The organism is Pseudarthrobacter sp. MEB009, from assembly GCF_030208875.1.
In the GTDB taxonomy this organism is placed as follows: Bacteria; Actinomycetota; Actinomycetes; order Actinomycetales; family Micrococcaceae; genus Arthrobacter.
This window is the reverse complement of the sequence record NZ_JARVTC010000005.1, coordinates 21103-44466: the sequence shown is the minus strand read 5'-3', so window position 1 is coordinate 44466 and position 23364 is coordinate 21103. Positions and strand designations below refer to the sequence as shown.

Here is a 23364-nt window from a genome sequence, read left to right as displayed (position 1 = left end):
GGGCGCGGCCATGGAAGTTAGCCGCGCTCGATGTTGCTGAGGTCGCGAAGGATACCCAGCCGGCCGTCGGTGTGCTGGACCAGGAACTCGTTCCCTCGGTCCTCCAGGGCCAGGACCCAGCCGCCGGGTTCGATCACAAATGCCGGTTCGCCGGAACGGGGATCGAACGCGGTGCGGTGCTGGGCCACGGCGAACCAGAAGGCCTCGTGGGCAGACTGGTCGTCCTGCTCTTCGGGCCGGTTCGCGGGATCCACGGTGGCGCCGATGGGCTCATCGCGGCGGACCTGCTGATGCACTGCGGTGGCTGCCGGCGGCTCCGTACGCTGCCCGGCCGGGTCCCCGGGGGCGGACGAACCGGCGGCGGCCGGCGTGCTGGCCGGAAGTACGCCGGTGGCGGGGGCCGCGGACGCGTTGGCGGCAGCAGAACCGTGATGGTGGGGTTCGTCTGCGGTGGCAGCTGCGGGGCGGACGACGTCGGCGGCCTGGGTCGCGGGTCCTGAGTCACCGGAGGTGCGTCCGGCCTGCGCGGCGGTACCGGATGCGGAGGGGACGGATGCGGCGGATCCCGCTGCTGCGGCGGACGAGGCGCCGATGCTGCCGGCAGTTGCACCGGTGGAGGCAGCGGGCGCAGCGGGCGCGGCGGCACCGGCCGCAGCCGCCGCGGCAGGACCATTGCTGGATCCGGCAGCCGGTACAGCGGACGAACCCGAGCCGGACCCACCAGACACTTTTCCACCCAGGCCCGGCGTGGTGGAACCGGCCGGGGTGGCGCCTGCGGTGGTCGAACCGGTGCCCGTTTTGGTGACGGCCTCAGGCTTCGGGGCCTTGGGGGTGCGGGGCTTCTGAACCGGCACGGCGGCCTCGCGGGCCACCACGTGGGCGGGCGCTTCGGCGCGGCCCTTGAAGTCAGCGGAGATGTACGGCAGGAACCGGCCCAGCACCGTGGCGGCAAAAAGGATCAAGGCGCCGATCAGGCCCACAAGGAACACCGGGGCGTAGCTGCTGGCTGCGGCCAGGAAGAAGAAGGCCACCGCAAAGGAGGCCACCACGGATGCGAACTGGTCGATGGACAGCGAGCCCACCCGGATCCTGGTGGTTGGCGCCAACCGGCGGGAGGCGAAAAGCGCGCTGACGCCCAGCGGAAGGACGATGCCCAGGCCCAGGAAAAAGAGGTTGTTCAGGTTCCACAGGTTCAAGCCGCCGAATATTGGCAGCAGCGAGGCGACGAACATGACCAGCGTGGCAGCAAAGACAGCGAGGTCCCGGACGGTGAACGGACCCGTCACTGCCTGGTTGGTGTCATTGCCGGCCACTGGGTTGACCGTACCGGACGGGTTTCCGGTCTGCCCACCGGGCGCTGCGCTGCCCGCTGGACCTGCGCCGGGCCCCGCCTTCGTCTCGGGGCCGGTCTTTTGGCCGAAGCTCTGCTGGTTCATTTGTCTCTCCTTAGCGTGGCGGCGCCAGGGTCCGGGGGAACCCAGATGGCGCCGTCGTGGCAGCGGATCCGCAGCGGCGGGCCCTGGCAGGGCCCCGCCGAAGCGCACTGCAGTAAAGTCACGATTCCATCTCAGCCTAGCCAACAGCCCACCTGTTCACTAGCTGGCCACGCGCCGCCACGGATGCCAAAAAAATTCGCCGCCAACACCATTCACCGCTTAATGGCTGCCGCTCGCGGGCCGGGCTGTGACACGGCACACAGGGCCCGGCATCAAGCATTACGCTTGATTCCGGAACAGCTCTTTGCGGGATGCCCGTGACTGGCCCGTGCCCGGCGCCGCGCAACGGCCGGACCCGGCCTGCCCGGTGTCCCGCGCAGCAAAGATCGATGAATGATGAGGTTCACATGTCCCAGGACACTCCTAGCTCCACGGCCACCGCTCCGGCAGGCCAGCAACAGGGCGATGCTTTCGAAAACCTGCTGCACGAGACCCGCACCTTCCCGCCCAGCCCGGAGTTCGCCGCCGGCGCCGTGGTCTCCGCGCAGGAATACGAGGATGCCGCAGCGGACCGGCCCGCGTTCTGGGCCAGGAAGGCCCGTGAACTGCTCACCTGGGACAAGGACTTCACCGAGGCCCTGGACTGGTCCAACCCGCCGTTCGCGAAGTGGTTCGTGGGAGGCGAAGTCAACGCCGCCTACAACGCGCTGGACCGGCACGTGGAAAACGGCCTGGGCGATCGCGTTGCCATCTATTTTGAGGGCGAACCCGGCGACACCCGCACCTACACCTACGCGCAGCTCACCGAGGAAGTAAAGAAGGCCGCCAACGCCTTCGAGTCCCTGGGTGTGGCCAAGGGCGACAGGGTGGCCGTGTACCTCCCCATGATCCCGGAAGCCGTCATCACCCTGCTGGCCTGCGCCCGGATCGGGGCCGTCCACTCGGTGGTGTTCGGCGGCTTCTCGGCGGATGCGCTCCGCTCCCGGATCGATGACGCCGAAGCAAAACTGGTGGTCACCGCGGACGGCACGTACCGCCGCGGCAAGCCCAGCGCCTTGAAGACGGCAGTGGACCAGGCCCTCGCCGCCGATGGCCACACCGTGCAGAACGTGGTGGTGGTCAAGCGCAACGGCCAGGACGTGGACTGGCACGAAGGCCGGGACCAGTGGTGGGCGGACACCGTGGAAACGGCATCCACCGAGCACACCGCGGTGGGCCATGATTCCGAGCACCCGCTGTTTATCCTTTACACCTCCGGCACCACGGGCAAGCCCAAAGGCATCCTCCACACCACCGGCGGCTACCTGACCCAGACCGCCTACACGCACCGGGCGGTGTTCGACCTGCATCCGGAAACGGACGTGTACTGGTGCACGGCCGACGTCGGCTGGGTCACCGGGCATTCCTATGTCGCCTACGCCCCGCTCATCAACGGCGCCACGCAGGTGATGTATGAAGGCACCCCCGATTCCCCGCACCAGGGCCGCTGGTGGGAAATCGTGGAGAAGTACAAGGTCTCCATCCTCTACACGGCGCCCACGGCCATCCGCACGTTCATGAAGTGGGGCCGGGACATCCCGGACAAGTACGACTTGTCTTCCCTCCGGCTCCTGGGGTCCGTGGGGGAATCCATCAACCCCGAGGCATGGATGTGGTACCGGAAGGTCATCGGCGGGGACCGGACCCCCATCGTGGATACCTGGTGGCAGACCGAGACGGGCGCCCAGATGATCGCCCCGCTCCCGGGAGTCACGGCCGCGAAGCCCGGCTCCGCCCAGGTTCCGCTGCCCGGCATCGCCGTGGACGTGGTGGACGAGATGGGCCAGTCGGTCCCGAACGGCCACGGCGGCTTCCTGGTGATCCGCGAACCCTGGCCGGCCATGCTGCGTGGCATCTGGGGCGACCCCGAACGCTTCAAGGAAACCTACTGGTCCCGTTTCGAGACCATGTACTTCGCCGGGGACGGCGCCAAAAAGGACGAGGACGGCGACATCTGGCTCCTGGGCCGGGTGGATGACGTCATGAACGTCTCCGGCCACCGGCTTTCCACTACCGAGATCGAATCCGCCCTGGTCTCGCACCCCGCTGTTGCCGAGGCAGCCGTGGTGGGTGCCGCTGACGAGACCACAGGCCAGGCCGTTGTTGCGTTTGTCATCCTCCGCGGGGATGCCGTGGACGACGGCGACGCCACGGTCCAGGAGTTGCGGAACCACGTGGGCAAGGAAATCGGTCCGATCGCCAAACCGAAGAACATCCTGGTGGTCCCGGAGCTGCCCAAAACCCGCTCCGGAAAAATCATGCGGCGACTCCTCAAGGACGTTGCCGAAGGCCGCGACCCGGGGGACGCCACCACCCTGGCGGACAACACGGTGATGCAGCAGATCGCAGCTTCACTCAAAAAGTAACACCCGCAGCATGGCCCCGGCGGGCCACCACAGCGGCCCCATGATCCCCGTCAGGACGGCGATCAAGGGGCCGCTGCCTTTTGTGACGATTCAAAAATTTCCCGACGCCAAAGTGTTATTTCCCGTGCTTCCATGTTCGCTTTTGAGAGGTTATAGTCAGGTCGTGTGAGGTGTCTCACACACGGCTATTTTTCAAGGGAGAGAACATGGCTTCAAAGTTTGATGCGTCGGCGGCTGCTTTTCCCAGCAGGCGGACCATCCTCAAAACGGTCGGGGTCGGTGCAGCCGGACTTGCCGGTATCCCGTTCCTGGCAGCATGCACCGGCGGCAGCGGCCCCTCCGCATCGGGCAGCAGCTCCTCCGGTTTGACGTTCGGCTCCGGCTCCTCGGACGATGTGCCCAAGCGGGCCTACCAGGCCGTCGCCGACGCCTTCACGGCCAAGAACAGCAAGGCCGTCACCATCAACACCGTGCCGCACAACGATTTCCAGAACAAGATCAACTCCTACCTGCAGGGTTCCCCGGACGACACGTTCACCTGGTTCGCCGGCTACCGCATGCAGTACTACGCCGAAAAGGGCCTGCTGGCCCCCATCGATGATGTTTGGGAGAGTGTCGGGGCCAACTACTCCGACGCCCTGAAGAAGGCCTCCACCGGACCTGACGGCAAGATGTACTTCATCCCCAACTACAACTACCCGTGGGGGTTCTTCTATCGGAAGAGCCTCTGGACCGAGAAGGGCTACGAGGTCCCCGAGACCTTTGATGCACTCAAGGCGCTGGCCACCAAAATGAAGGCGGACGGGATCATTCCCATCGGCTTCGCTGACAAGGACGGCTGGCCCGCCATGGGCACGTTCGACTACATGAACATGCGGCTCAACGGCTACCAGTTCCATGTGGACCTCTGTGCCCACAAGGAATCCTGGGACCAGCCCAAGGTCAGCTCCGTCTTCGAAACGTGGGCCGAACTGCTCCCCTTCCAGGATCCGGCAGCACTGGGCCAGACCTGGCAGGACGCCGCCAAGGCCCTGGAAGCCAAAAAGACGGGAATGTACCTGCTGGGCTCCTTCGTGACCCAGCAGTTCACCGACCCGGCCGTCCTGGCCGACATCGATTTCTTCGCGTTCCCGGAGATCGCCATGGAAGGCCGCGACGCCGTCGAAGCCCCCATCGACGGTTTGCTGCTGTCCAAGAAGGGCGGCGAGAACCAGACCGCCCGCGACTTCATGGCGTTCCTCGGCACCGCCGAGGCCCAGGACGCCTACGCCGCCGTGGATGCGTCCAACATCGCCACCGCCAAGGGCACGGACACGTCCAAGTTCTCGCCGCTGAACAAAAAATGCGCCGACACCATCGCCGATGCGAAGTACATCAGCCAGTTTTTTGACCGGGATGCCCTCCCGGCCATGGCGAACAACGTGATGATCCCTGCCCTGCAGGCCTTCATCAAAGACGGTTCCATGGACGTCAAGAACCTCGAGGCCCAGGCCAAGACCCTCTACGCCGCCCAGTAGTTCCACCGCCGGCAACCGGGTCCGGTTGCCGGCGTGCACCTGACAGACAGAGGGAAGACTTCCATGAGCACCACAGCACGAGAACTGATTCCGCCGGAATCCCGGGAGCCGTCCGGGGCTCCTGCACGCAGGACCAAAAGCGGGCGCGTCCGCCGGCTCTCCACCCGGGACAAAGTGGTCCTGTCCCTGATGGTGGGCATCCCCACCCTGATCGAACTGATGCTGGTGTGGCTGCCCATGCTGATGTCCGTGGGGCTGAGCTTCACCCGCTGGAACGGCCTGGACCTGGGCAATATCCGGCCCGCCGGCGTCGACAACTACCAATACATCACCCAGGACTACCCGCCGTTCTGGCCGGCAGTCCAGCACAACCTGCTGTGGCTGTGCTTCCTGGCGCTGGTGGCCACCCCGCTGGGCCTGCTCCTGGCTGTCCTCCTGGACCAGAACATCCGCGGCAGCAAGATCTACCAAAGCATCTTCTTCGCCCCCGTCATGCTGTCGCTGGCCCTGATCGGCATCATCTGGCAGCTCTTCTACCAGCGGGACAACGGACTCCTGAACTTCCTGCTCGGAACGGCCGGCACCCCGCAGGCAGTGGACTGGTTCGGGGATTCATCGGTGAACATCTGGGCCGCCATGATCGCCGCCACCTGGCGCCACGCCGGCTACGTGATGCTCCTGTACCTGGCCGGGCTCAAAGGCGTGGACCCCAGCCTCAAGGAAGCCGCCTCCATTGACGGCGCCAACGCGTACCAGACGTTCTTCCGCGTGGTGTTCCCGGCCATGCGCCCCATCAACATCGTCATTGTGGTCATCACCATCATCGAATCGCTGCGCGCGTTCGACGTGGTCTACGTGATCAACCGCGGCACCAACGGCCTGGAAATGCTCAGCGCGCTGGTAATCCAGAACCTGGTGGGTGAAGGCCAGGTGATCGGCGTGGGCTCTGCATTGGCAGTGGTTCTCCTGGTCATCTCCCTTGTCCCCATCGTTTTCTACCTCAGCCGCACCTTCGGCAAGGAGAGCAAAGAATGAGCACCACCGCAACCCGCGCCACCACGCGCCAGGGCGCTGCCGGCCGGTCCGGCAACCGGGCCAAACGCCACTACGGAACGCACATCTTCCTGACGGTCCTGGCCATCATGTGGCTGGTTCCGCTGGGCTGGTCCGTTTTCACCGCCCTCCGGCCGGTGGCCTCCACCAACGAGCACGGCTACTTCAGCCTGGCCGGAGCCTTCAACTTCGACAACTTCATCCAGGCCTGGACCCAGGGCGGCTTCTCCACCTACTTCCTGAACTCGGTGATCATCACCGTTCCGGCCGTGCTGCTGACGCTCTTCTTCGCCTCGCTCATGGCGTTCGCCGTCAGCCGGGTCAGCTGGAAGTTCAACATCACGCTGCTCATCATGTTCACCGCCGGCAACCTGCTCCCGCCGCAGGTCCTGGCAGCGCCGCTGTTCGAAATGGCCAAACATTTCGAGGTGCCGTATTCGTTCAGCGATTCGGGCAACATGCTCAACACCTACATTGTGGTGATTGCCGTCAACACTGCGGTCCAGATGGGGTTCTGCACCTTTGTTCTGTCCAACTACATGAAGGCCCTGTCCGCCGACCTTACCGAGGCTGCCCTGGTGGACGGTGCCGGCATCTGGCGGCAGTACCGCGAAATCATCATGCCGCTTTGCCGGCCTGCGTTCGCCGCACTGGGCACCCTGCAGGTCATCTTTATCTACAACGACTACTTCTGGCCGCTGCTGTTCATCCAAAGCGGCAACCGGCTCCCGATCACCACGGCCATCAACAACCTGCAGGGCCAGTTCCTGAACAACTACAACCTGCTGGCCGCCGGCGCCGTTATCACCGTCATCCCCACGCTGGTGATCTACCTCGTGCTCCAGCGGCACTTTGTTGCGGGGCTGACTCTCGGTTCCAGCAAGGGGTAGACCAAGATGGAAGGTAACGGGGAAAGCCCTTCCCCACCCGCAGCCCGAAAGGAACCCCATGCTCCCCGCAGCACGCCACCAGGCCATCGTGGACGCCGTCCAGCGAGAACGGGTGGTCCGCGTGTCCGATCTCGCCCAGCAGCTGGGCGTCTCGCTCATGACGGTCCGGCGGGACATCGAGGTGCTGGAAGACGTCGGGAAACTGGAGCGGATCCACGGCGGCGCAAAGCTTCCGGGGGATGCCAGTACCCATGAGCCGGGGTTCGAGCTCAAGTCCACCCAGCTGACAGCGGAAAAACGGGCCATTGCCGTGGAGGCTGCCGGGCTGGTCCATGAGGGAATGGCGGTGGGACTTAGCGCCGGGACCACCACGTGGGCGCTGGCCAAGGAACTGGCCGGCGGGCCCAGGATCACCGTGGTGACCAACTCGGTGCGCATCGCGGACCTGTTCCACCACTCCGCGGCAGCGGGCCCGGCCCGTTACGCCTCCACGGTGATCCTGATCGGAGGCGAGCGGACGCCGTCGGACGCCCTGGTGGGGCCCATCGCCACCGGGGCGCTGAAACAGCTGCACCTGGACATCCTGTTCCTTGGCGTCCACGGTATGGACCCCGACGCGGGCTTCACCACGCCCAACCTGCTGGAGGCCGAAACGGACCGCGCATTTGTGGCGGCCTCCCGCAAGGTGGTGGTCGTGGCCGACCACACCAAGTGGGGCACCCAGGGCATGAGCACCATCGCCGGCCTGGAGGAAGCGGATGAAATCATCAGCGATCCAGGGCTCGGCACGGAAGCCCGGCGCGTGCTGCAGGAAAAAGTGGGCCGGCTGCGGCTCGCCGGCTCAGGCAGCGCTGCCAAGGCGGGATGAGATCGCGGAGCCCAGGAGCAGGACCCTGAACGTCCGTTCGGTGGCTTCCTGCAGGAGGGCAGCGCCCTCGGCAACAGCCCTGTCCAGGTCCATGGGAATGGGAATGATCCCGGCAATCGCGTCGATGCCTGCCGCATGGACGTCGGTGGCGTTCCTGCCGATCGAACCGGCAAAAGCGAGAACGGGGACGCCTGCGCGTTGCGCGCGCTTGGCCACTTCCGCGGGCACCTTTCCCCGTGGTGTCTGAAAGTCGATGGCCCCCTCTGCGGTAACCACCAGGTCCGCGGCAGCGATGCCCGCGTCCAGGTCAACCCCGGCCAGCCCGGAATCCAGCAACAGGTCAAAACGGGGCACCAGCCGGGCACCCACAGCGGCGAGGCCGGCACCCAGTCCGCCGGAGGCGCCCGTACCCGGCCCGGTCCGCAGGTACTCCTCGGAAACCCCCGTGGTCCGGGACAACAGGGCGGCCCAGCGGTCCAGCCCGGCGGACAGCACTTCAACCTGCTCCGGCCCGGCACCCTTCTGGGGCCCAAACACCCGGGCCACTCCCCCGGGCCCGCACAAAACGTTGTAGGGGTTCAGGGCAAGTTCCATCGTGCACCCGGCCAGCCGCGGATCCAGGCCGGAGAGGTCCAGGACTTCTGCGCCGGTCAAGGCCGCACCGCCCTCGGCGATCTCCGCGCCGTCCGCACCCAGGATCCTGGCGCCCAGGGCACGCAGGGCGCCGGCACCGCCGTCGGACGTTCCCGAGTCCCCGCAGCCCACCACGATCCGTTCGGCGCCCTGGTCGAGTGCGGCAAGAATCAGCTCCCCCACCCCCCGCGTTGTGGTGGTCCCTGGATCGCGGAGATCGGCGGGAACCAGCCGCAGGCCGGCGGCTGCTGCCATTTCCACCACTGCCGTGGGTCGGTCCGATCCGCCCAGGACTGCGAAATACGATTCGACGGCGGCGCCCACCGGTCCGGTGACCCTGGCCCGGATGATCTTGCCGCGGGTGGCATCGGCCAGCGCTGCCGCTGTGCCTTCACCGCCGTCGGCCATGGGAATGGCGGTGATGTGGACTCCGGGGATAACGCGCCTGATGCCGGCGGAAATGGCCGCGGCAACTTCAACGGCATCAAGGCTTTCCTTGAAACCGGACGGGGCAACCAGGATTCGCTGGGGAACTGACATAACCATGAGGGCACCTTTACCTAGGGTTGTGCGGGAGTGAACAGCGGCAGGCCCAGGAGGGGCCACACTGTAAAGCTGAAGAGAATAACGACGGCGGCGCTCACGGGGGCCAGCCACGCTGAGAGCCGGAGGAGGTCGGCCGGGTCGTAGTTCGGTTCACCGTTGGTTTCGGCGAAGATCGCCACCGGCTTGGCGGAACTGGTGAGGGTGTGGCAGAACCCGGCGGCGGCGGTGGAGGCGAATGCTGCCGCCATTGGTTCCACCCCCATCGGCCCTGCAGCGGCGATCACAATGGGGATCAGCACCGCAGACCGGGCGGACCGGGATTGGATCACCAGGTGCGCGGCAGTGGAAATCAGCACCACTGCCACCACAAAAACATACGGCTTGGCCGCGCCGAGGAACGCTACCGGCCCCAGGATGGACTGCGCCAGCCAGTGGGCGGCGCCGGACGTCACCAGGGCGGACCCCAGCGCCAACGTGGCAGCCATGAACAGCAGCATGGACCACGGCACCTTTTTCAGGGCCGCTCCCAATTTCACGGAACCATAGCGGGGCGAGCTGACTACCAGGGCACCCATCAGCGCCACCAGGGCAGGGTCCAATCCGTGGATGGGTTCGGTGCACCACAGCGTCACCACGGCGGCCAGCAGGAACAGCGAACGTTGCTCGTCGAGGTCCAGTGGCCCGGTGATCCGGGTCCCGGTCCCGGTGCCGTGCTGCAGGGTGTCCGTGCTGATGTCCAGGCGCAGGGCACGGTCCGCGGGGCCGGTGAAGAGCCGGAGCACCAGTTCAGTGGCCAGGAAGGCGGCGGCCAGGGCCAACGGCAGGCCCAGCAGCAGCCAGGACGCGAAATCGAAACCCTGGAACCCGGCAGACTGCAGCACCTGGCTGGTGATCAGGTGGGCTCCCGCGCCGAGGAACGAGGCCACTGCCGAGAGCAGGATGACGGTGGGAAACAGGATCGCCAGCATCCGCACCACCCGGGGCCGGTCCTTCAGGGCGGCCCGGAGGGACAGGAAGATGGGCAGCGCAAGCGCCGCGCGGCCTGAGGTGGCGGGGATGGCAAACGCCGTGACCACCAGGCCCAGGCTGGACAGGTAGGCCAACTGCCGGACGGAACGTGCGCCGGAAACAATGAACGCAGCGCCGCGGGCTGCCAATCCGGTGGCGGCCACAGCACCTGCAATCACGAACGCGGCCATCAGGAGCCAGATGGAGTCCTCGCCGAGCGCATCGAACAGGCTCTGGGCAGGCAGGGTGCCGCTGATGACCAGCGCCACGGCTGCACCCAAGGCAACGTAGGTGTCCTCCACTGGGGAGAAGATCCAGAACCAGACGGCGGCAACGAAGATGCTAAGCGTTGCAGCTGCCGGGACGCCCAGGCCCCATCCGTTGGCGGCGTTGACCGCGAGCGCACCCATGCAGGCCAGCGCGGCGGCCAGGGCGATCAGCGCCGGGGCGCCAAGGAAGCCGAAAGGCTTGCTGCCCTTGTCCTTCCCGGGAGGCCGGGGTGCCGTGCGCGGTTCGGCTGCGTAATAGACCTCGCTCACAGCAACCGGTATCCCGCGCCGCGTACCGTTTCCAGCCGCGCCGCACCCACTTTGCCGCGCAGGGCGCGGACGTAGACGTCCACCACGTTCGACGCCGGATCGAAATCCATGTCCCAGGCATGCGAAATCAGCTGCTCGCGGGTGAGGACCTGGCCAGGGTGGCGGAGGAAGACTTCCAGCAGGGAAAACTCCCGGGCGGTCAGGTCAGCGACGTCGTCGCCGCAGTGGACCCGCCGGCTGCGGAGGTCCAGGACCATGTCGCCGTGCGTCAGGGTCAGGACCGGGACGGGATCGTTGTCATCCTGGAGGCGCAGCCGGATCCGGGCCAGGAGTTCGGCGAACTGGAACGGTTTGGTCATGTAGTCGTTGGCGCCGCTTTCCAGCCCGTAGACGGTGTCCGCCACCGAGTCGCTGGCCGTCAGGACGATTACCGGCGTGCGGGAGCCTTCGCTGCGGAGCCGTTCGAGGACTTCGAAGCCGCTCAGGGTGGGCAGCCCGATATCGAGGATGAGCATGTCGAACTCCCCGGACCGGGCCAGCAGCAGGGCGCTGGCTCCATCATCAACGGTGAGGCACGTGTATGAAGCTGCCCGCAGGCCACGTTCGATGAAGTCTGAAATCCGCCGGTCGTCCTCGGCAATCAGGATCTTGCGCATGCGGCCTGCTCCTCGTTGTTGTGGCGTGTTTCCTGGTCTTCGGTAACTCCGGTGCCGTCCGGGGCCGGGATGCTGATCCCGAAGGTGGCCCCTTCGCCCTGCGTGCTGCGGAGCCATGCGGTTCCGTGGTGCGCCTCGGCGATGCTCCGGACAATGGCAAGTCCCAGCCCTGCGCCGGGTCGGGCCCTGTCCGTCTGGTGGGCGGCGTGCCCGCGGTGGAACCGGCCGAAGATGCGGGCGGCCTCTTCGGCGTCGACGCCCTTGCCCTGGTCTGCAACCCAAACGGTGAAGAGGCGTCCGCTGCCTTCGCCTTCGAACCGGGAGCCCAGGCTGACCACGGAGCCGGCCGGGGAGTACTGGCACGCGTTGGTGGCCAGTTGGAGCACGGCCTGGGTGATCCGCTGGGCGTCCAGCAGCACCGGCCCCTCGGCGATCTCCAGGATGGGCCAGCCCCGGTCCCCCAGGACCTGCGCTTTGGCTTCGATGTCCAGGAGGAGGGTGGCGGTTTCGCGGCGCCGCAGCTGGATAAAGCCGGGCCGGTCCACTTTGGCCAGCAGCAGGAGGTCGGACACGATCCGGCCCATGCGGGCCAGTTCATCGTCCACCAGCGCCAGGGTCCGTTGCCGGTCCACGGCGTTGTCCTCCATCAGCTCCAGGTGGCCGCGGATCACGGTGATGGGTGTGCGGAGCTCGTGGGACGCGTCATCCACAAATGCACGCTGCGTCCGGTAGGCCGTTTCCAGCCGGTCCAGCATCGTGTTGAAGGTGACGGCGAGCGCTGCAATATCGTCCTTGCCGTGGACCGGGACCCTTGCGGTGAGGTCCGTCTCGGAAATGTCGTCCGCCACCCTCCGGACTTCACGGACCGGGGACAGGATCTGCCCGGCCACCAGCCAGGCACTGCCGGCGGTGACCAGCAGGCCACCCAGGGAAACGAAGAAGATGGTGAAGATGGTGCCGCTGACTTCAGCCTGGCGCGGGGCCATGTAGTCGCCCACAATGAGGTAGCCCGTGTCGGTGCCCGAGGTGACAGGCAGCCTGGCCCAATGCAGCTCACCGCCGGCGGTCTGCTCGATGCCGGACGCTGCGGTGCCGGAACGGATTCGGTCCAGCATGGTCTGGTCCTGCGGTAGTCTGTGTCCGCCGGGCGGGGACGCCAGTGCCCCTGTGGGGGTGTAAAGGATGCGCTGGCCCACGCTGCCCAGAATGACCTCATTCCGGCCGGCCGCCTGGCGGCTGAGGTAGGTTTCCAGCATCTTCTCAATCGAGGAGAACGGTTTCGCGGTGGTGGGATCCACCCCTTCTTTGGCGAACGCCCGGAATTCCTGAAGTTCCTGGCTGATCTCCTGGTGCGCCTGCGCCTGGGCGCCGTTCAGCAGGAGCGACCTGATGGTCAGCAGCACCGCAAGGAGGGTCAGCGCGGTGGTCAGAAGGATCCAAGCGGCAATCCGCCAGCGGGCCGGAATGCTGGAACCCTGCCGGTCCCGGCAGGCACTTCCGCGGGGTTTCCGGCTTGGCTGCGCCGGTGCCGGCGCCTCTGTCGGTTCGCCCACAATCGTCATCAGTCGTCCCCCACGTCGTCATCGTCATCGTCATCGATCACTACCGGCGGGACCACCGGCACGGGCTGGGGTGGCACGGCCGGCGCCTCGGGCGCAGCCGGCACGAGAGGCTCCGGAGCCGGCGGTGCGGGTGCCTGCGGAGGCGCCGGATCAGGTGTGGGCGTGGGCTCCAGGCCAGGGGCCGGTTTGCCGTCCGGACCGGCCCCCATTTCCACCGTCCTGCTGTCCACCTGGGGCGGACCGGCCGGGGCCGCCAGCATGGTGCCGGCCACTGCCAGGAGCGCGGGGACAAGCAGTACCGCCACCATCAGAAGCACGCGTCGGATCATTTGCATGCATTTATCGTTGCAGGGGCGTATGAGGCCAGCATGAAGCGTGCATGAAGATGTCTTCATGAACCCGGAATCCTGCGGCCCAGTCCAGTGGGGTGGGCCCGGAGCCTGCCGGCTCCACCAAGGGCCAGTGACTAATCGGGCGCGACGGCCGCGGGCATTGTCAGGGGCAGCCGCAGGACTGGCGGACCTTCAGTTCCGTGGCAAACAACCGGTGCCGGGGCGGTTCGCCGCGGCCGGCGCCAACCAGCGAGGCCACCGCGGCTTCCGCCATGGCGGTCACGGGCTGCACCACTGTGGTCAGGGGCGGCCAGGAGTATTCCGACTCGACCGAACCGTCAAAACACGCCAGTGCAATGTCCCCTGGAACGTCCAGTCCGGCTTCCCGCACCGCACGCAGGATGCCAATGGCCTGCATGTCGGAGCTGGCGAAGATGGCCGTGGGCCGGTTGACCGATGCCAGCAGCCGCTGTCCTGCAACGTATCCCCCTGACCTGTCGAACTCGCTGTAGGTGATGGGGCCCTCCCGCAACCCGGCGTCCCGAAGGGCGTCCCGCCAGCCCTGCTCACGGCCGTCCTTGCTGCCGGAGACGTTGGTTCCCATAGCCAGGCCGATGTTGGTGTGACCGTGGCCAATCAGGTGCTCCACAGCCATCCGGGCCCCCGCGGCCAGGTCCACGCCGATGCTGTTGAAACCAGGTGCGTCGCGTTCCTGGTTGAGCAGCACAGACGGGATATCTGCCGTTTCCAGGGATGCCAGGTCCGGTTCGAAGAGCACGCTGGCCAGCAGTACGCCATCAACCTGGCGTGCGGCCAGGTTGCGGACATTGTTGCGTTCCCTGGCAACGTTGCCGTCCGAGTTGCTCAGCACCAGGGCGTAGCCTAACGCCGCCGCGGCGTCTTCCACGGCATGGGCGAACAGGGAGAAGAACGGGTTGGTGATGTCAGGAATGATGAGGCCCAGCGTCTCACTGGAGCCCAGTTTCAGGGCCCGTGCCGCGGCGTTGGGCCGGTAGCCCAGGACCCGGATGGCATCCTGGACTTTGGCTTCGGTGGCCGGAGCTACCCGTTTGGGGCCCCCGTTCACCACGTAGCTGACCACTGCCGTGCTGACCCCTGCGTACCGGGCCACGTCCTTGCGGGTCACCGGGCCGCTGCGCGGCGCCTGGGTTGCGGTGGAAGTCATAGTGTCCATGCTAGCCATCGCAGGGCACGACGGCGGCAGGGGCGCAGGTGCGCACGCTGCCGCCGGTGGAAGCGCTTTCCGCCAGCACCAGCGCGGAACCGAGTGATCTACTCGAGTTGATACCAGGCATTCGAGCCTGTGTATGGACTTTTGAGGCAGGAAACTTTTCCTTGCCACTTCCAATCTACTCGTGTAGATTCATCCCCAGTTGTTACATCCATCACATGCAGGAAGGGTCGAAGATGACCACACTTACCAGGAACGCAAGTCCAGCGGAGCAGGTTTTGCCCGGGACACGGCGGCGCCGTGGACGGGGCGACGTCAAGATCGCACTGTTCTTCATCGCGCCGGCCATGATCGGGTTTGTCCTCTTCTACCTGGTCCCCACGCTCCGCGGCATCTACCTCAGCTTCACCGAATACAGCATCCTGGGTGAGCCGGAATGGATCGGCGTCGCCAATTACCAGGCCATCGCCAAGGACCCGCTTTTCTGGAACGCCCTCGGCGTCACCACGCAGTACGTCCTGATCAACATCGTGCTCCAGACGGCACTCGCCCTGGGCCTGGCCCTCCTGATGCACCGGGTGGCTAAGTCAACAATCATCCGGGGCGCGCTCCTGCTGCCCTACCTCATGGCCAACGTGATCGCCGCCCTGCTCTGGTTCTGGCTGCTCGATTACCAGATCGGGATCGTCAACTTCCTGATCGACAGCATCGGCCTGCCCAAGATCGCGTTCTTCGGCAGCGCGGAATGGGCCATCCCCACCCAGGCCCTCATCAATACCTGGCGGCACATGGGCTACACGGCACTCCTGATCTTCGCCGGACTGCAGTCCATTCCCAGCCACCTCTATGAAGTGGCCAACCTGGACGGCGCCTCCCCCATGCAAACGTTCCGGAAAATCACCCTGCCGCTGCTGCGCCCGGTCCTGGCACTGGTCCTGATTGTCACCATCATCGGTTCCTTCCAGGTCTTCGACACCGTGGCCGTCACCACCCAGGGCGGCCCCGTCAACGCCAGCCGGGTGCTGCAGTTCTACATCTACCAAAAGGCGTTCACCGAATCGGACTTCGGCTACGGATCGGCACTTGCCGTCATCCTCTTCGCCATCCTCGCCATTGTGGCCTTCATCCAGATGAAGTTCCTCAAAGGCAACGAATCGGACCTGGACTAAGGACACCACCACCATGACCACCACACACGCACCCGCAACGTCGCGCGTCAAAAGTACCCGCCGCCGTCGGCCGATCAACTGGCGCAAATCCGGCGCCTGGGCCCTTGTGGCCATTGCCGTGGCCGTCTCCGTCCTGCCGTTCTACTGGGTCCTGCGCACCGCCCTGTCCACCAACGGATCGTTGGCCACCAACGCCTCCAACCTTCTGCCGGCAGACTTCAACCTCGGCGCCTTCAAGCGGGTCTTCGGCCTGCAAAGCCCCGAGGAAGCGATCGCGGACGGCGGTTCCGGCGCGCAGATCGATTTCTGGATTTACCTGCGCAACTCGGTGCTTTTTGCCGCCATCACCACCGCCAGCGCCGTGTTCTTCAGCGCCATGGCCGCCTACGCCTTCGCCCGGCTCCGCTGGCGCGGCCGGAACGTGGTGTTCAGCCTCTTCCTGGCCACCATGATGGTGCCGCCCATCTTCACGGCGCTGCCCAACTTCCTGCTGATCAAAAACATGGGGCTGCTGAACTCCATGCTCGGCCTGGTGCTCCCCTACATCTTTATGACGCCGTTCGCCATCTTCTTCCTCCGCCAGTTCTTCCTGAACATGTCCCGGGAGGTGGAGGAAGCAGCAAAGCTCGACGGCGCCAGCCATCTTCGGATCTTCTTCCAGATCATCCTGCCCAACGCCGCGGCCCCGCTCGCCACACTTGCCCTGCTCACCTTCATCGGGCAGTGGAACGAATACTTCTGGCCACTGCTGGTGGGCCAGGACGAATCCGTCCGGGTCCTCACCGTGGGCCTCGGCGTCTTCAAATCCCAGTCGCCGCAAGGCGCCCCCGACTGGTCCGGACTGATGGCCGCAACCCTGGTCTCGGCCCTTCCGGTCCTCATCCTGTTCGCCATCTTCGGCAAGAAGATCGTGAATTCCATCGGTTTTTCCGGCATCAAATAACCCCTTCTCCGGCATGCCATGGCGGCCTGCCCGGACAACACGCCTTTGAAAGGGCCCACCATGAAGAAGAAGACCATTGGCAGCCTGGCTGCCGCAGCCGCTGCAGTCCTTGCCCTCTCCGCCTGTGGCGGCGGCTCATCAGCCGAGGCCGGCAAGGGCGAAATCAACTACTGGCTCTGGGATGCCAACCAGCTTCCCGCCTACAAGCAGTGCGCCGAGGACTTCACCAAGGCCAACCCCGACATCACCGTCAAGGTCACCCAGCGCGGCTGGGACGACTACTGGGGCACCCTCACCAACGGTTTTGTGGCCGGTACGGCGCCGGACGTCTTCACCGACCACCTGGGCAAGTACCCCGAATTCATCAAAAACAAGCAGCTCCTGGCCCTGGACGACGCCGTCGCCAAGGACAACGTGGACACCGGTGCCTACAACGCAGGCCTCGCGGACCTCTGGGTGGGCGAGGACGGCAAACGCTACGGGCTGCCCAAGGACTGGGACACCATCGCGCTGTTTTACAACACCAAGCTCGCCACGGACGCCGGCGTGAGCGCCGCGCAGATGGCGGACCTGACCTGGAACCCGGACGACGGCGGCTCCTACGAGAAAACCATCGCCCACCTGACCGTGGACAAAAACGGGGTCCGCGGTGACGAGGCCGGCTTCGACAAAAACAACGTCGAGGTCTACGGCCTGGGCCTGACCGGCTCCGGTTCCGGGCAGGGCCAGACGGAATGGAGCTACCTTACGGGCACCACCGGCTGGACCCACACGGACAAAAACCCGTGGGGTAAGAAGTTCAACTACGACGACCCCAAGTTCCAGGAAAGCATCGACTGGTTCGCAGGGCTCGTGGAGAAGGGCTACATGCCCAAGCTCGAAACCACCGTGGGCGCCAGCATGGCCGACACGTTCGCCGCCGGCAAGTCGGTCATCAATGCGAATGGTTCCTGGATGATCGGCCAGTACACCGGCTACAAGGACGTCCAGGTGGGCATTGCGCCCACCCCCAAGGGGGTCAGCGGCAAGCGCGCCAGCATGTACAACGGCCTGGCGGATTCCATTTACGCCGGCACCAAAAAGCCTGAAGCGGCCATCAAATGGGTCGAATACCTGGGCTCCACCGCCTGCCAGGACGTCGTCGCGTCCAAGGCTGTGGTGTTCCCTGCCATCACCACCTCTGCGGACAAAGCCGTGGAGGCTTTCAAGGCCAAAGGCGTGGATGTTACCGCCTTCAGCCAGCAGGTTGACGACGGGACCACCTTCCTCTTTCCCATCGCCGACAACGCTGCCAAGGTGGATGGCATCATGAAACCGGCCATGGACGCGGTAGTTTCCGGCAAGGCGCCAGCCAGCTCCCTCACCGCAGCAAACGAACAGGTCAACGCCCTGTTCAAGTAACACCACAGGCTCCGGGTGCCGCCGCCACGGCGGCACCCGGAACGGCATTACCGTAGTAACCAGGCCGGCCCCGCACCTTCCGCGGCGGCCAACAGACTTTGACCCGAAAGAGACGTTCATGGATCCCCTGCACCTCCGTTCCGCCGGCACCAGCCTGCTGATCAGCTTCGACAGCGGGGAGGCAGAGGTCATCCATTGGGGGGCCGACCTGGGCAGCACACTTCCGGACCTGGGACTGTTGACCGCCCCGATAACGAACTCCGCCGTCGATGCCCGTGTGCCCGCCGCACTCCTCCCACAGGCATCCTCGTCCTGGCGGGGCCGTCCGGCGGTGCGCGGACACCGGGTCGTCGACGGGTCCGGCGGACTGGACTTCTCCTCCCGGCTCCGGGTCACCTCAGCCGTGCAGGAAGGCAGCACGGCAACAATCGTCCAGGCCGACGACGGCACGGGCATCAGCGTCGCGTCCACCTTGACCCTGCACGACGGCGGCCTCCTCGAGTTGCGCCATACCCTCACCAACCACGGCAGCACGCCGTTCCAGGTGGACGAGCTGGCCACCGTCCTGCCGGTTGCACCGGCAGCCACCGAATTGCTGGACCTCACCGGCCGGTGGTGCCGCGAACGCCACCCCCAGCGCCGGGACATCCAGCAGGGCACCTGGGTCCGGGCCGGCCGGCATGGCAGGACCGGACATGACTCCTCACTCCTCTTCGCCGCCGGCACCACGGGCTTCGGCAACCGCCACGGCCAGGTCTGGGCCACCCATTTTGCGTGGAGCGGAAACCACGAACACTTCGCCGATACCGTCGGGGACGGCCGCACCGTCGTAGGCGCGGCCGAACTCCTGGGCTCTGCCGAAGTCGTCCTGGCACCCGGGGAGAGCTACAGCGCACCAGCGCTTTTTGCCGCCTACTCCGGCTCGGGCCTCGACGGCGTCACCGCCGCCTTTTACAGCTGGTTCCGCGCCAGGGCCCACCACGTCCTGCCTGCCGCAGCGACGGGCCTGCCCGCCGGGAAACCGCGTCCTGTGGTGCTGAACACCTGGGAAGCCGTGTACTTCGACCACAACCTGGACACCCTGGTGGATTTGGCGGATTCAGCCGCCGACCTCGGCGTGGAGCGTTTTGTGCTCGACGACGGCTGGTTCCGCGGCCGCCGCAGCGACCACGCGGGACTGGGCGACTGGTTTGTTGACGAAACGGTCTGGCCGGACGGGCTGACCCCGCTGATCGCCGCGGTTAACACCCGCGGCATGGAGTTCGGGCTGTGGGTGGAGCCCGAAATGATCAACCTCGATTCGGACGTGGCCCGCGCGCATCCGGACTGGATCGTGGGCCCGTCGGCGGCAGCACCCGGCGACGGCGGCCGGCTCCCGCTCGAATGGCGCAACCAGCACGTCATCGACCTGGTGAACCCTGAGGCCTGGCAGTATGTCTACGACCGGATCGATGCCCTGCTCGCGGGCAACAACATCAGTTACCTCAAGTGGGACCAGAACCGGGACCAGACCGAACACGGCCATGCCGGCCGGCCCTCCGTCCACGGGCAGACCCTCGCCGCTTACCGCCTGTTCGACGCGCTCCGGGCGGCCCATCCCGGCGTCGAAATTGAAAGCTGCTCCTCAGGCGGCGGCCGGGTTGACCTTGGCATCCTGGAGCGCACCGACAGGATCTGGGCCTCGGACTGCAACGACGCCCTGGAACGGCAGACAATCCAGCGCTGGACCGGGGCCGTGGTCCCACCCGAACTCGTGGGCAGCCACATCGGCCCCACCACGTCCCACACCACCGCCCGCACCCACGACCTCTCCTTCCGCGCCATCACGGCCCTCTTCGGCCACTTCGGGATGGAATGGGACGTCCGCACGGTCCAGGGCAAGGACCGCGATGAGCTCCGCCGCTTTGTGGGCCTCTACAAGGAACACCGGGGCCTGCTCCACAGCGGCACCCGCGTCCACGCCGACCTTCCCGGGGACGCGCTGCTGCTCCACGGCGTGGTGGCCGACCGGCCGGCAGCCGAGGGCACGACGGCGGCGCTGTTCGCCCTGGTCAGCACCCGCACCGCCGCGGCCGAACAGCCGGGCCGGATCGGCATCCCGGGGCTGGAGGGCGGGCGAAGCTACCGCGTGGAAGCCATCTACCCCACAGCGGCGGACGCCGGCCACAACCACACCTTTGCCTACGTCCAGCCGCCGGAATGGCTGGCCGGCGGGGCGGTGGCCACCGGGACGTTCCTGGCCGAGGTGGGGCTGCCCATGCCGCCGCTGCACCCAGAGCACGGCGTGCTGTTGCAGGTCACGGCCCTCTAAACCCACGGCCCCTGCCCTCCCACCCTGCGCGAGATGGCACTTCGCGGCGATGTTTCCCCCGAACACTGCCGCGAAGTGCCATCTCGGGCGTGGGCGTGGGCAGGGGGCAGGGGGCGGCGTGGAAGGCGGGCCGGCGTAAGAAATGCCCGGGGCGGGGGCAAACGGCTAGATTGGCACCATGACTTCCGCCAATACCGCCGCCGATGCCGCCCGCGGCGCCATCCTTGTTATCAACGGTCCCAACCTGAACCTCCTGGGCACCCGGGAACCGGAAAAATACGGCACGTCCACCCTGGCGGATATTGAGGAACTGGCCGCCAACGCCGCGCGGGCCCACGGTTTTTCCGTGGAGTGCGTCCAGTCCAACCACGAAGGCGTCCTGCTCGATGCCATCCACGCTGCCCGGGGCAACGCGGCGGGCATCGTCATCAACGCCGGCGCCTTTACCCATACCTCCGTGGCCCTGCGCGATGCCCTCGCCGCGGTGCAGCTGCCCACCGTCGAAGTCCACATCACCAACGTGCACCAGCGCGAGGAGTTCCGGCACCATTCCTACCTGTCAGGAGTGTGCGCCGCCGTCATCGTCGGCGCCGGAGTCACCGGCTACCGGCTGGCCATCGAGTACCTGGCCGAGGTGCTGTAGGCGCCAGGCCAGTGGCGGGTGCTATTTCTGGATGCACTGCCCGGACGAAACAGGTGCCGAGAGCCCGGACGCCTGGGCCGCCACCGGGTTGAGGTCGTCCATGGTGATGGCAAATCCCATCTCGGTGTCGGAGGTGGCCTTGGCGAACACCACGCCGGCCACTTCACCGTTGGTGGTCAGCAGTGGACCGCCGGAATTGCCGGGCTGGATGTCCCCGGCGAGCCGGTAGATGTCCTCCGGTGCGGGGTCGTTGCCGTAGATGTCCGGCACCAGGATGGTGGCGATGTCCTGGACTGTGGCGGGCTTGGACTGGAACGGGCCGCCGTGCGGATACCCGGCGAACGCTGCAGGGCTCCCGCCGGGCAGGTCGCCGCTGAAGGGCAGTGCCGGGGCGGGCAGGCCGTCCACGGCCAGCACCGCGAGGTCATGCCGGGTGTCGAAGTAGACCACGCGGCCGGGCATGGCGTCACCGCCGGGCAGCTCCACCACGGGCTGCGACACGCCCGCCACAACATGGGCGTTGGTCACGACGCGGTCGGTGGCCACCACGAAGCCCGTGCCTGTCTGGTTCTGTCCGCACTGGTAGGCGGTCCCGGCGATCCGCAGCACGGATTCCGCGGCTTTGTTCAGCGCGGGCGTGTCGGTGCTGGCGTTGGGGACGGCCACCGCGGGCCCCTGGCCGAGGCCCTGGAGCAGGACCGGAATGCCGTTGCCGACCACCGTGGAGCGCAGCTGCGCCATGGTGGCTTTCACCTGCGTGGGCGTGAGCCCGTCGATGAAGCGGATCACCTTCGAATCGGCCAACTGCTCCGACACCACCGGCACGCCCAACGAGCCCACACTGAAGGCCAGCATGGACATCACCAGCGCGGACACCGCAAGGTTGGCCGCGCCGCCCACTATCCGGTCCACCGCGCGAAGGGGCGGAATCCGCACGGCGCCGCGGATCAGGCGCCCCACCATGGTGCCGAGGCTGTGGCCCAGGACCACCAGGACAACACCGGCCGCGACGATGGCAGTGAGCCGCCAGCCGGGGTCCGGGACGAACCCGCTGACCAGGGGGACGGCGAAAAAGGCTGCCACGGCCCCGGCCGCGAAACCCGCGATCCCGCCGACCGTCACCAGGAAGCCGTTGCGCAGCCCGTATACGAGGTACGACAGCAGCGCCAGGATCAGCACCAGGTCCAGGACAGTCAAGCCAGCCACGAAGGCTCCTTATCAGAAGTTGAACCCCCATTCTAGTGGGGGTATCTGACAATCCACTGTGGAGCCAACGCGGCCCCTCGGGCCCGTCCTGCACCGCCGGTTCCCGCCTTCCTCCGGGGTCGGATATGTTGTGGATTCCGTCATCAGCAGGCGTCATGCGGGCGTTTCCGGTGCCAAGTTCGTCACAGAACCTTGAAAATTCTGAAACAATGGCACAAGCGCCACAGCCGACACTTTTATTCAGGAGATTTCATGGACATCGAGGTACTGCGCCGAGCACCCCTTTTCGCCACGCTCGACGACGACGCATTCCGTCTGCTGACGGATGAGCTGACCGAGGTGGACCTTTCCCGCGGAGCATCGGTGTTCCGCGAAGGCGACCAGGGCGACCAGCTCTACTTCATCGTCTCCGGCAAGGTGAAGCTGGGCCGGACGTCCCCGGACGGCCGCGAATCGCTCCTGGCCATCCTCGGCCCGGGCGAGCTCTTCGGCGAGATGGCACTGTTCGACCCCAGCCCCCGCACGGCCACCGCCACCGCGGTGTCGGAGACCCGCCTCGCCGGCCTCAGGAACGAGAGCCTCAATACGCTCCTGCGCACCCGCCCGGAGGTCTCGGCCCAGCTGCTGCAGGCTCTGGCCCGCCGCCTGCGCCGCACCAATGATTCCCTCTCGGACCTCGTGTTCTCCGACGTTCCCGGCCGCGTGGCCAAGGCACTCCTGGACCTGGCCGACCGCTTTGGCCGTCCCGCCACGGACGGCGTCCTGGTGGCTCACGAGCTCACCCAGGAAGAGCTGGCACAGCTGGTGGGCGCGTCCCGCGAAACGGTCAACAAGGCACTGGCCGAGTTCGTCCAGCGCGGCTGGCTGCGCCTTGAGGCCCGCGCCGTCGTCATCCTGGACATGCAGCGCTTGCGCCAGCGTTCACGCTAGACAACGCACCTTTCGGAAGGCCGTCCTGACCAGGGCGGCCTTTCGCGTTTAACGCGGGCGTCCGCCATGAGACTGGACCCGGGGATCCGGCAGCGTGCGTCAAAGCGACGCAGGAGCAGCACGC

The 23364-nt window shown here is 66.5% G+C and carries 19 protein-coding genes; 11 read left to right on the top strand and 8 right to left on the bottom strand.

Annotation, left to right across the window (positions count from 1 at the left end; genetic code table 11):
* Window positions 1-17: 17 nt before the first annotated feature.
* On the bottom strand, window positions 18-1436 hold the full coding sequence (locus tag QRN07_RS03940) for a hypothetical protein (protein ID WP_285240372.1): 1419 nt from the start codon (window positions 1434-1436) through the stop codon (window positions 18-20).
* Window positions 1437-1843: 407 nt separating this feature from the next.
* Here QRN07_RS03940 and acs point away from each other — a divergent pair, with 407 nt between their 5' ends.
* The 5 genes from acs to QRN07_RS03915 all read left to right on the top strand — a co-directional run bounded on the left by acs (window position 1844) and on the right by QRN07_RS03915 (window position 8169).
* On the top strand, window positions 1844-3841 hold the full coding sequence (acs, locus tag QRN07_RS03935) for an acetate--CoA ligase (protein WP_050683998.1): 1998 nt from the start codon (window positions 1844-1846) through the stop codon (window positions 3839-3841).
* Window positions 3842-4047: 206 nt separating this feature from the next.
* Window positions 4048-5358: an ABC transporter substrate-binding protein gene (locus tag QRN07_RS03930; RefSeq protein ID WP_050683999.1), complete on the top strand. Its 1311-nt coding sequence runs from the start codon at window positions 4048-4050 to the stop codon at window positions 5356-5358.
* Between the two features lie 63 nt (window positions 5359-5421).
* Window positions 5422-6393 carry a carbohydrate ABC transporter permease gene (locus tag QRN07_RS03925; RefSeq protein ID WP_050684000.1) on the top strand — a complete coding sequence of 324 codons (972 nt, stop codon included), beginning with the start codon at window positions 5422-5424 and terminating at the stop codon, window positions 6391-6393.
* A complete protein-coding gene (locus QRN07_RS03920) occupies window positions 6390-7301 on the top strand; it encodes a carbohydrate ABC transporter permease (RefSeq protein ID WP_050684001.1) in 912 nt (303 codons plus the stop codon). Before QRN07_RS03925 ends, QRN07_RS03920 begins: the two co-directional genes overlap by 4 nt.
* Before the next feature lie 58 nt (window positions 7302-7359).
* Window positions 7360-8169 (top strand): DeoR/GlpR family DNA-binding transcription regulator, encoded by an 810-nt coding sequence (locus QRN07_RS03915; RefSeq protein WP_050684002.1) that lies wholly within the window; start codon window positions 7360-7362, stop codon window positions 8167-8169.
* Here the strand turns inward: QRN07_RS03915 and QRN07_RS03910 are convergent.
* The 6 genes from QRN07_RS03910 to QRN07_RS03885 all read right to left on the bottom strand — a co-directional run bounded on the left by QRN07_RS03910 (window position 8143) and on the right by QRN07_RS03885 (window position 14631).
* Window positions 8143-9342, bottom strand: coding sequence for a glycerate kinase family protein (locus QRN07_RS03910; RefSeq protein WP_285240371.1), 1200 nt, complete (start codon window positions 9340-9342; stop codon window positions 8143-8145). The genes QRN07_RS03915 and QRN07_RS03910 overlap by 27 nt on opposite strands.
* Window positions 9343-9362: 20 nt before the next feature.
* Window positions 9363-10895, bottom strand: a complete 1533-nt coding sequence (locus QRN07_RS03905; RefSeq protein WP_285240370.1) for an SLC13 family permease — start codon at window positions 10893-10895, stop codon at window positions 9363-9365.
* A complete protein-coding gene (locus QRN07_RS03900; protein WP_050684004.1) occupies window positions 10892-11551 on the bottom strand; it encodes a response regulator transcription factor in 660 nt (219 codons plus the stop codon). The genes QRN07_RS03905 and QRN07_RS03900 overlap by 4 nt, the downstream gene beginning before the upstream one ends.
* Window positions 11536-13113 (bottom strand): sensor histidine kinase, encoded by a 1578-nt coding sequence (locus tag QRN07_RS03895; protein WP_285240369.1) that lies wholly within the window; start codon window positions 13111-13113, stop codon window positions 11536-11538. The genes QRN07_RS03900 and QRN07_RS03895 overlap by 16 nt, the downstream gene beginning before the upstream one ends.
* Window positions 13113-13448, bottom strand: coding sequence for a hypothetical protein (locus QRN07_RS03890; RefSeq protein WP_285240368.1), 336 nt, complete (start codon window positions 13446-13448; stop codon window positions 13113-13115). Before QRN07_RS03890 ends, QRN07_RS03895 begins: the two co-directional genes overlap by 1 nt.
* Before the next feature lie 160 nt (window positions 13449-13608).
* Window positions 13609-14631, bottom strand: a complete 1023-nt coding sequence (locus tag QRN07_RS03885; RefSeq protein WP_050684006.1) for a LacI family DNA-binding transcriptional regulator — start codon at window positions 14629-14631, stop codon at window positions 13609-13611.
* 242 nt (window positions 14632-14873) lie between these two features.
* Between QRN07_RS03885 and QRN07_RS03880 the strand changes: the two genes are divergently transcribed.
* The 5 genes from QRN07_RS03880 (at window position 14874) to aroQ (ending at window position 21104) form a co-directional block, all read left to right on the top strand.
* Complete coding sequence (locus QRN07_RS03880) at window positions 14874-15806, top strand: carbohydrate ABC transporter permease (protein WP_056596382.1); 933 nt, start codon at window positions 14874-14876, stop codon at window positions 15804-15806.
* Window positions 15807-15819: 13 nt separating this feature from the next.
* Window positions 15820-16749 (top strand): carbohydrate ABC transporter permease, encoded by a 930-nt coding sequence (locus QRN07_RS03875; protein ID WP_285240367.1) that lies wholly within the window; start codon window positions 15820-15822, stop codon window positions 16747-16749.
* A 60-nt stretch (window positions 16750-16809) separates the two neighbouring features.
* A complete protein-coding gene (locus QRN07_RS03870; RefSeq protein ID WP_056596379.1) occupies window positions 16810-18150 on the top strand; it encodes an ABC transporter substrate-binding protein in 1341 nt (446 codons plus the stop codon).
* A gap of 118 nt (window positions 18151-18268) precedes the next feature.
* Window positions 18269-20461, top strand: a complete 2193-nt coding sequence (locus tag QRN07_RS03865) for an alpha-galactosidase (protein ID WP_285240366.1) — start codon at window positions 18269-18271, stop codon at window positions 20459-20461.
* A gap of 178 nt (window positions 20462-20639) precedes the next feature.
* Window positions 20640-21104, top strand: coding sequence for a type II 3-dehydroquinate dehydratase (aroQ, locus tag QRN07_RS03860; protein WP_056596373.1), 465 nt, complete (start codon window positions 20640-20642; stop codon window positions 21102-21104).
* Between the two features lie 21 nt (window positions 21105-21125).
* On the opposite strand, the gene QRN07_RS03855 is transcribed toward aroQ, so the two are convergent.
* The gene (locus tag QRN07_RS03855; protein WP_056596370.1) at window positions 21126-22310 is read right to left on the bottom strand and encodes a MarP family serine protease; all 1185 of its coding nucleotides are present in this window, start codon (window positions 22308-22310) and stop codon (window positions 21126-21128) included.
* A gap of 252 nt (window positions 22311-22562) precedes the next feature.
* On the opposite strand from QRN07_RS03855, the gene QRN07_RS03850 reads away from it, so the two are divergent.
* Entirely contained in the window at window positions 22563-23240 is a 678-nt protein-coding gene (locus QRN07_RS03850; protein ID WP_050684013.1) for a Crp/Fnr family transcriptional regulator, read from the top strand.
* The last annotated feature ends 124 nt before the right edge of the window (window positions 23241-23364 follow it).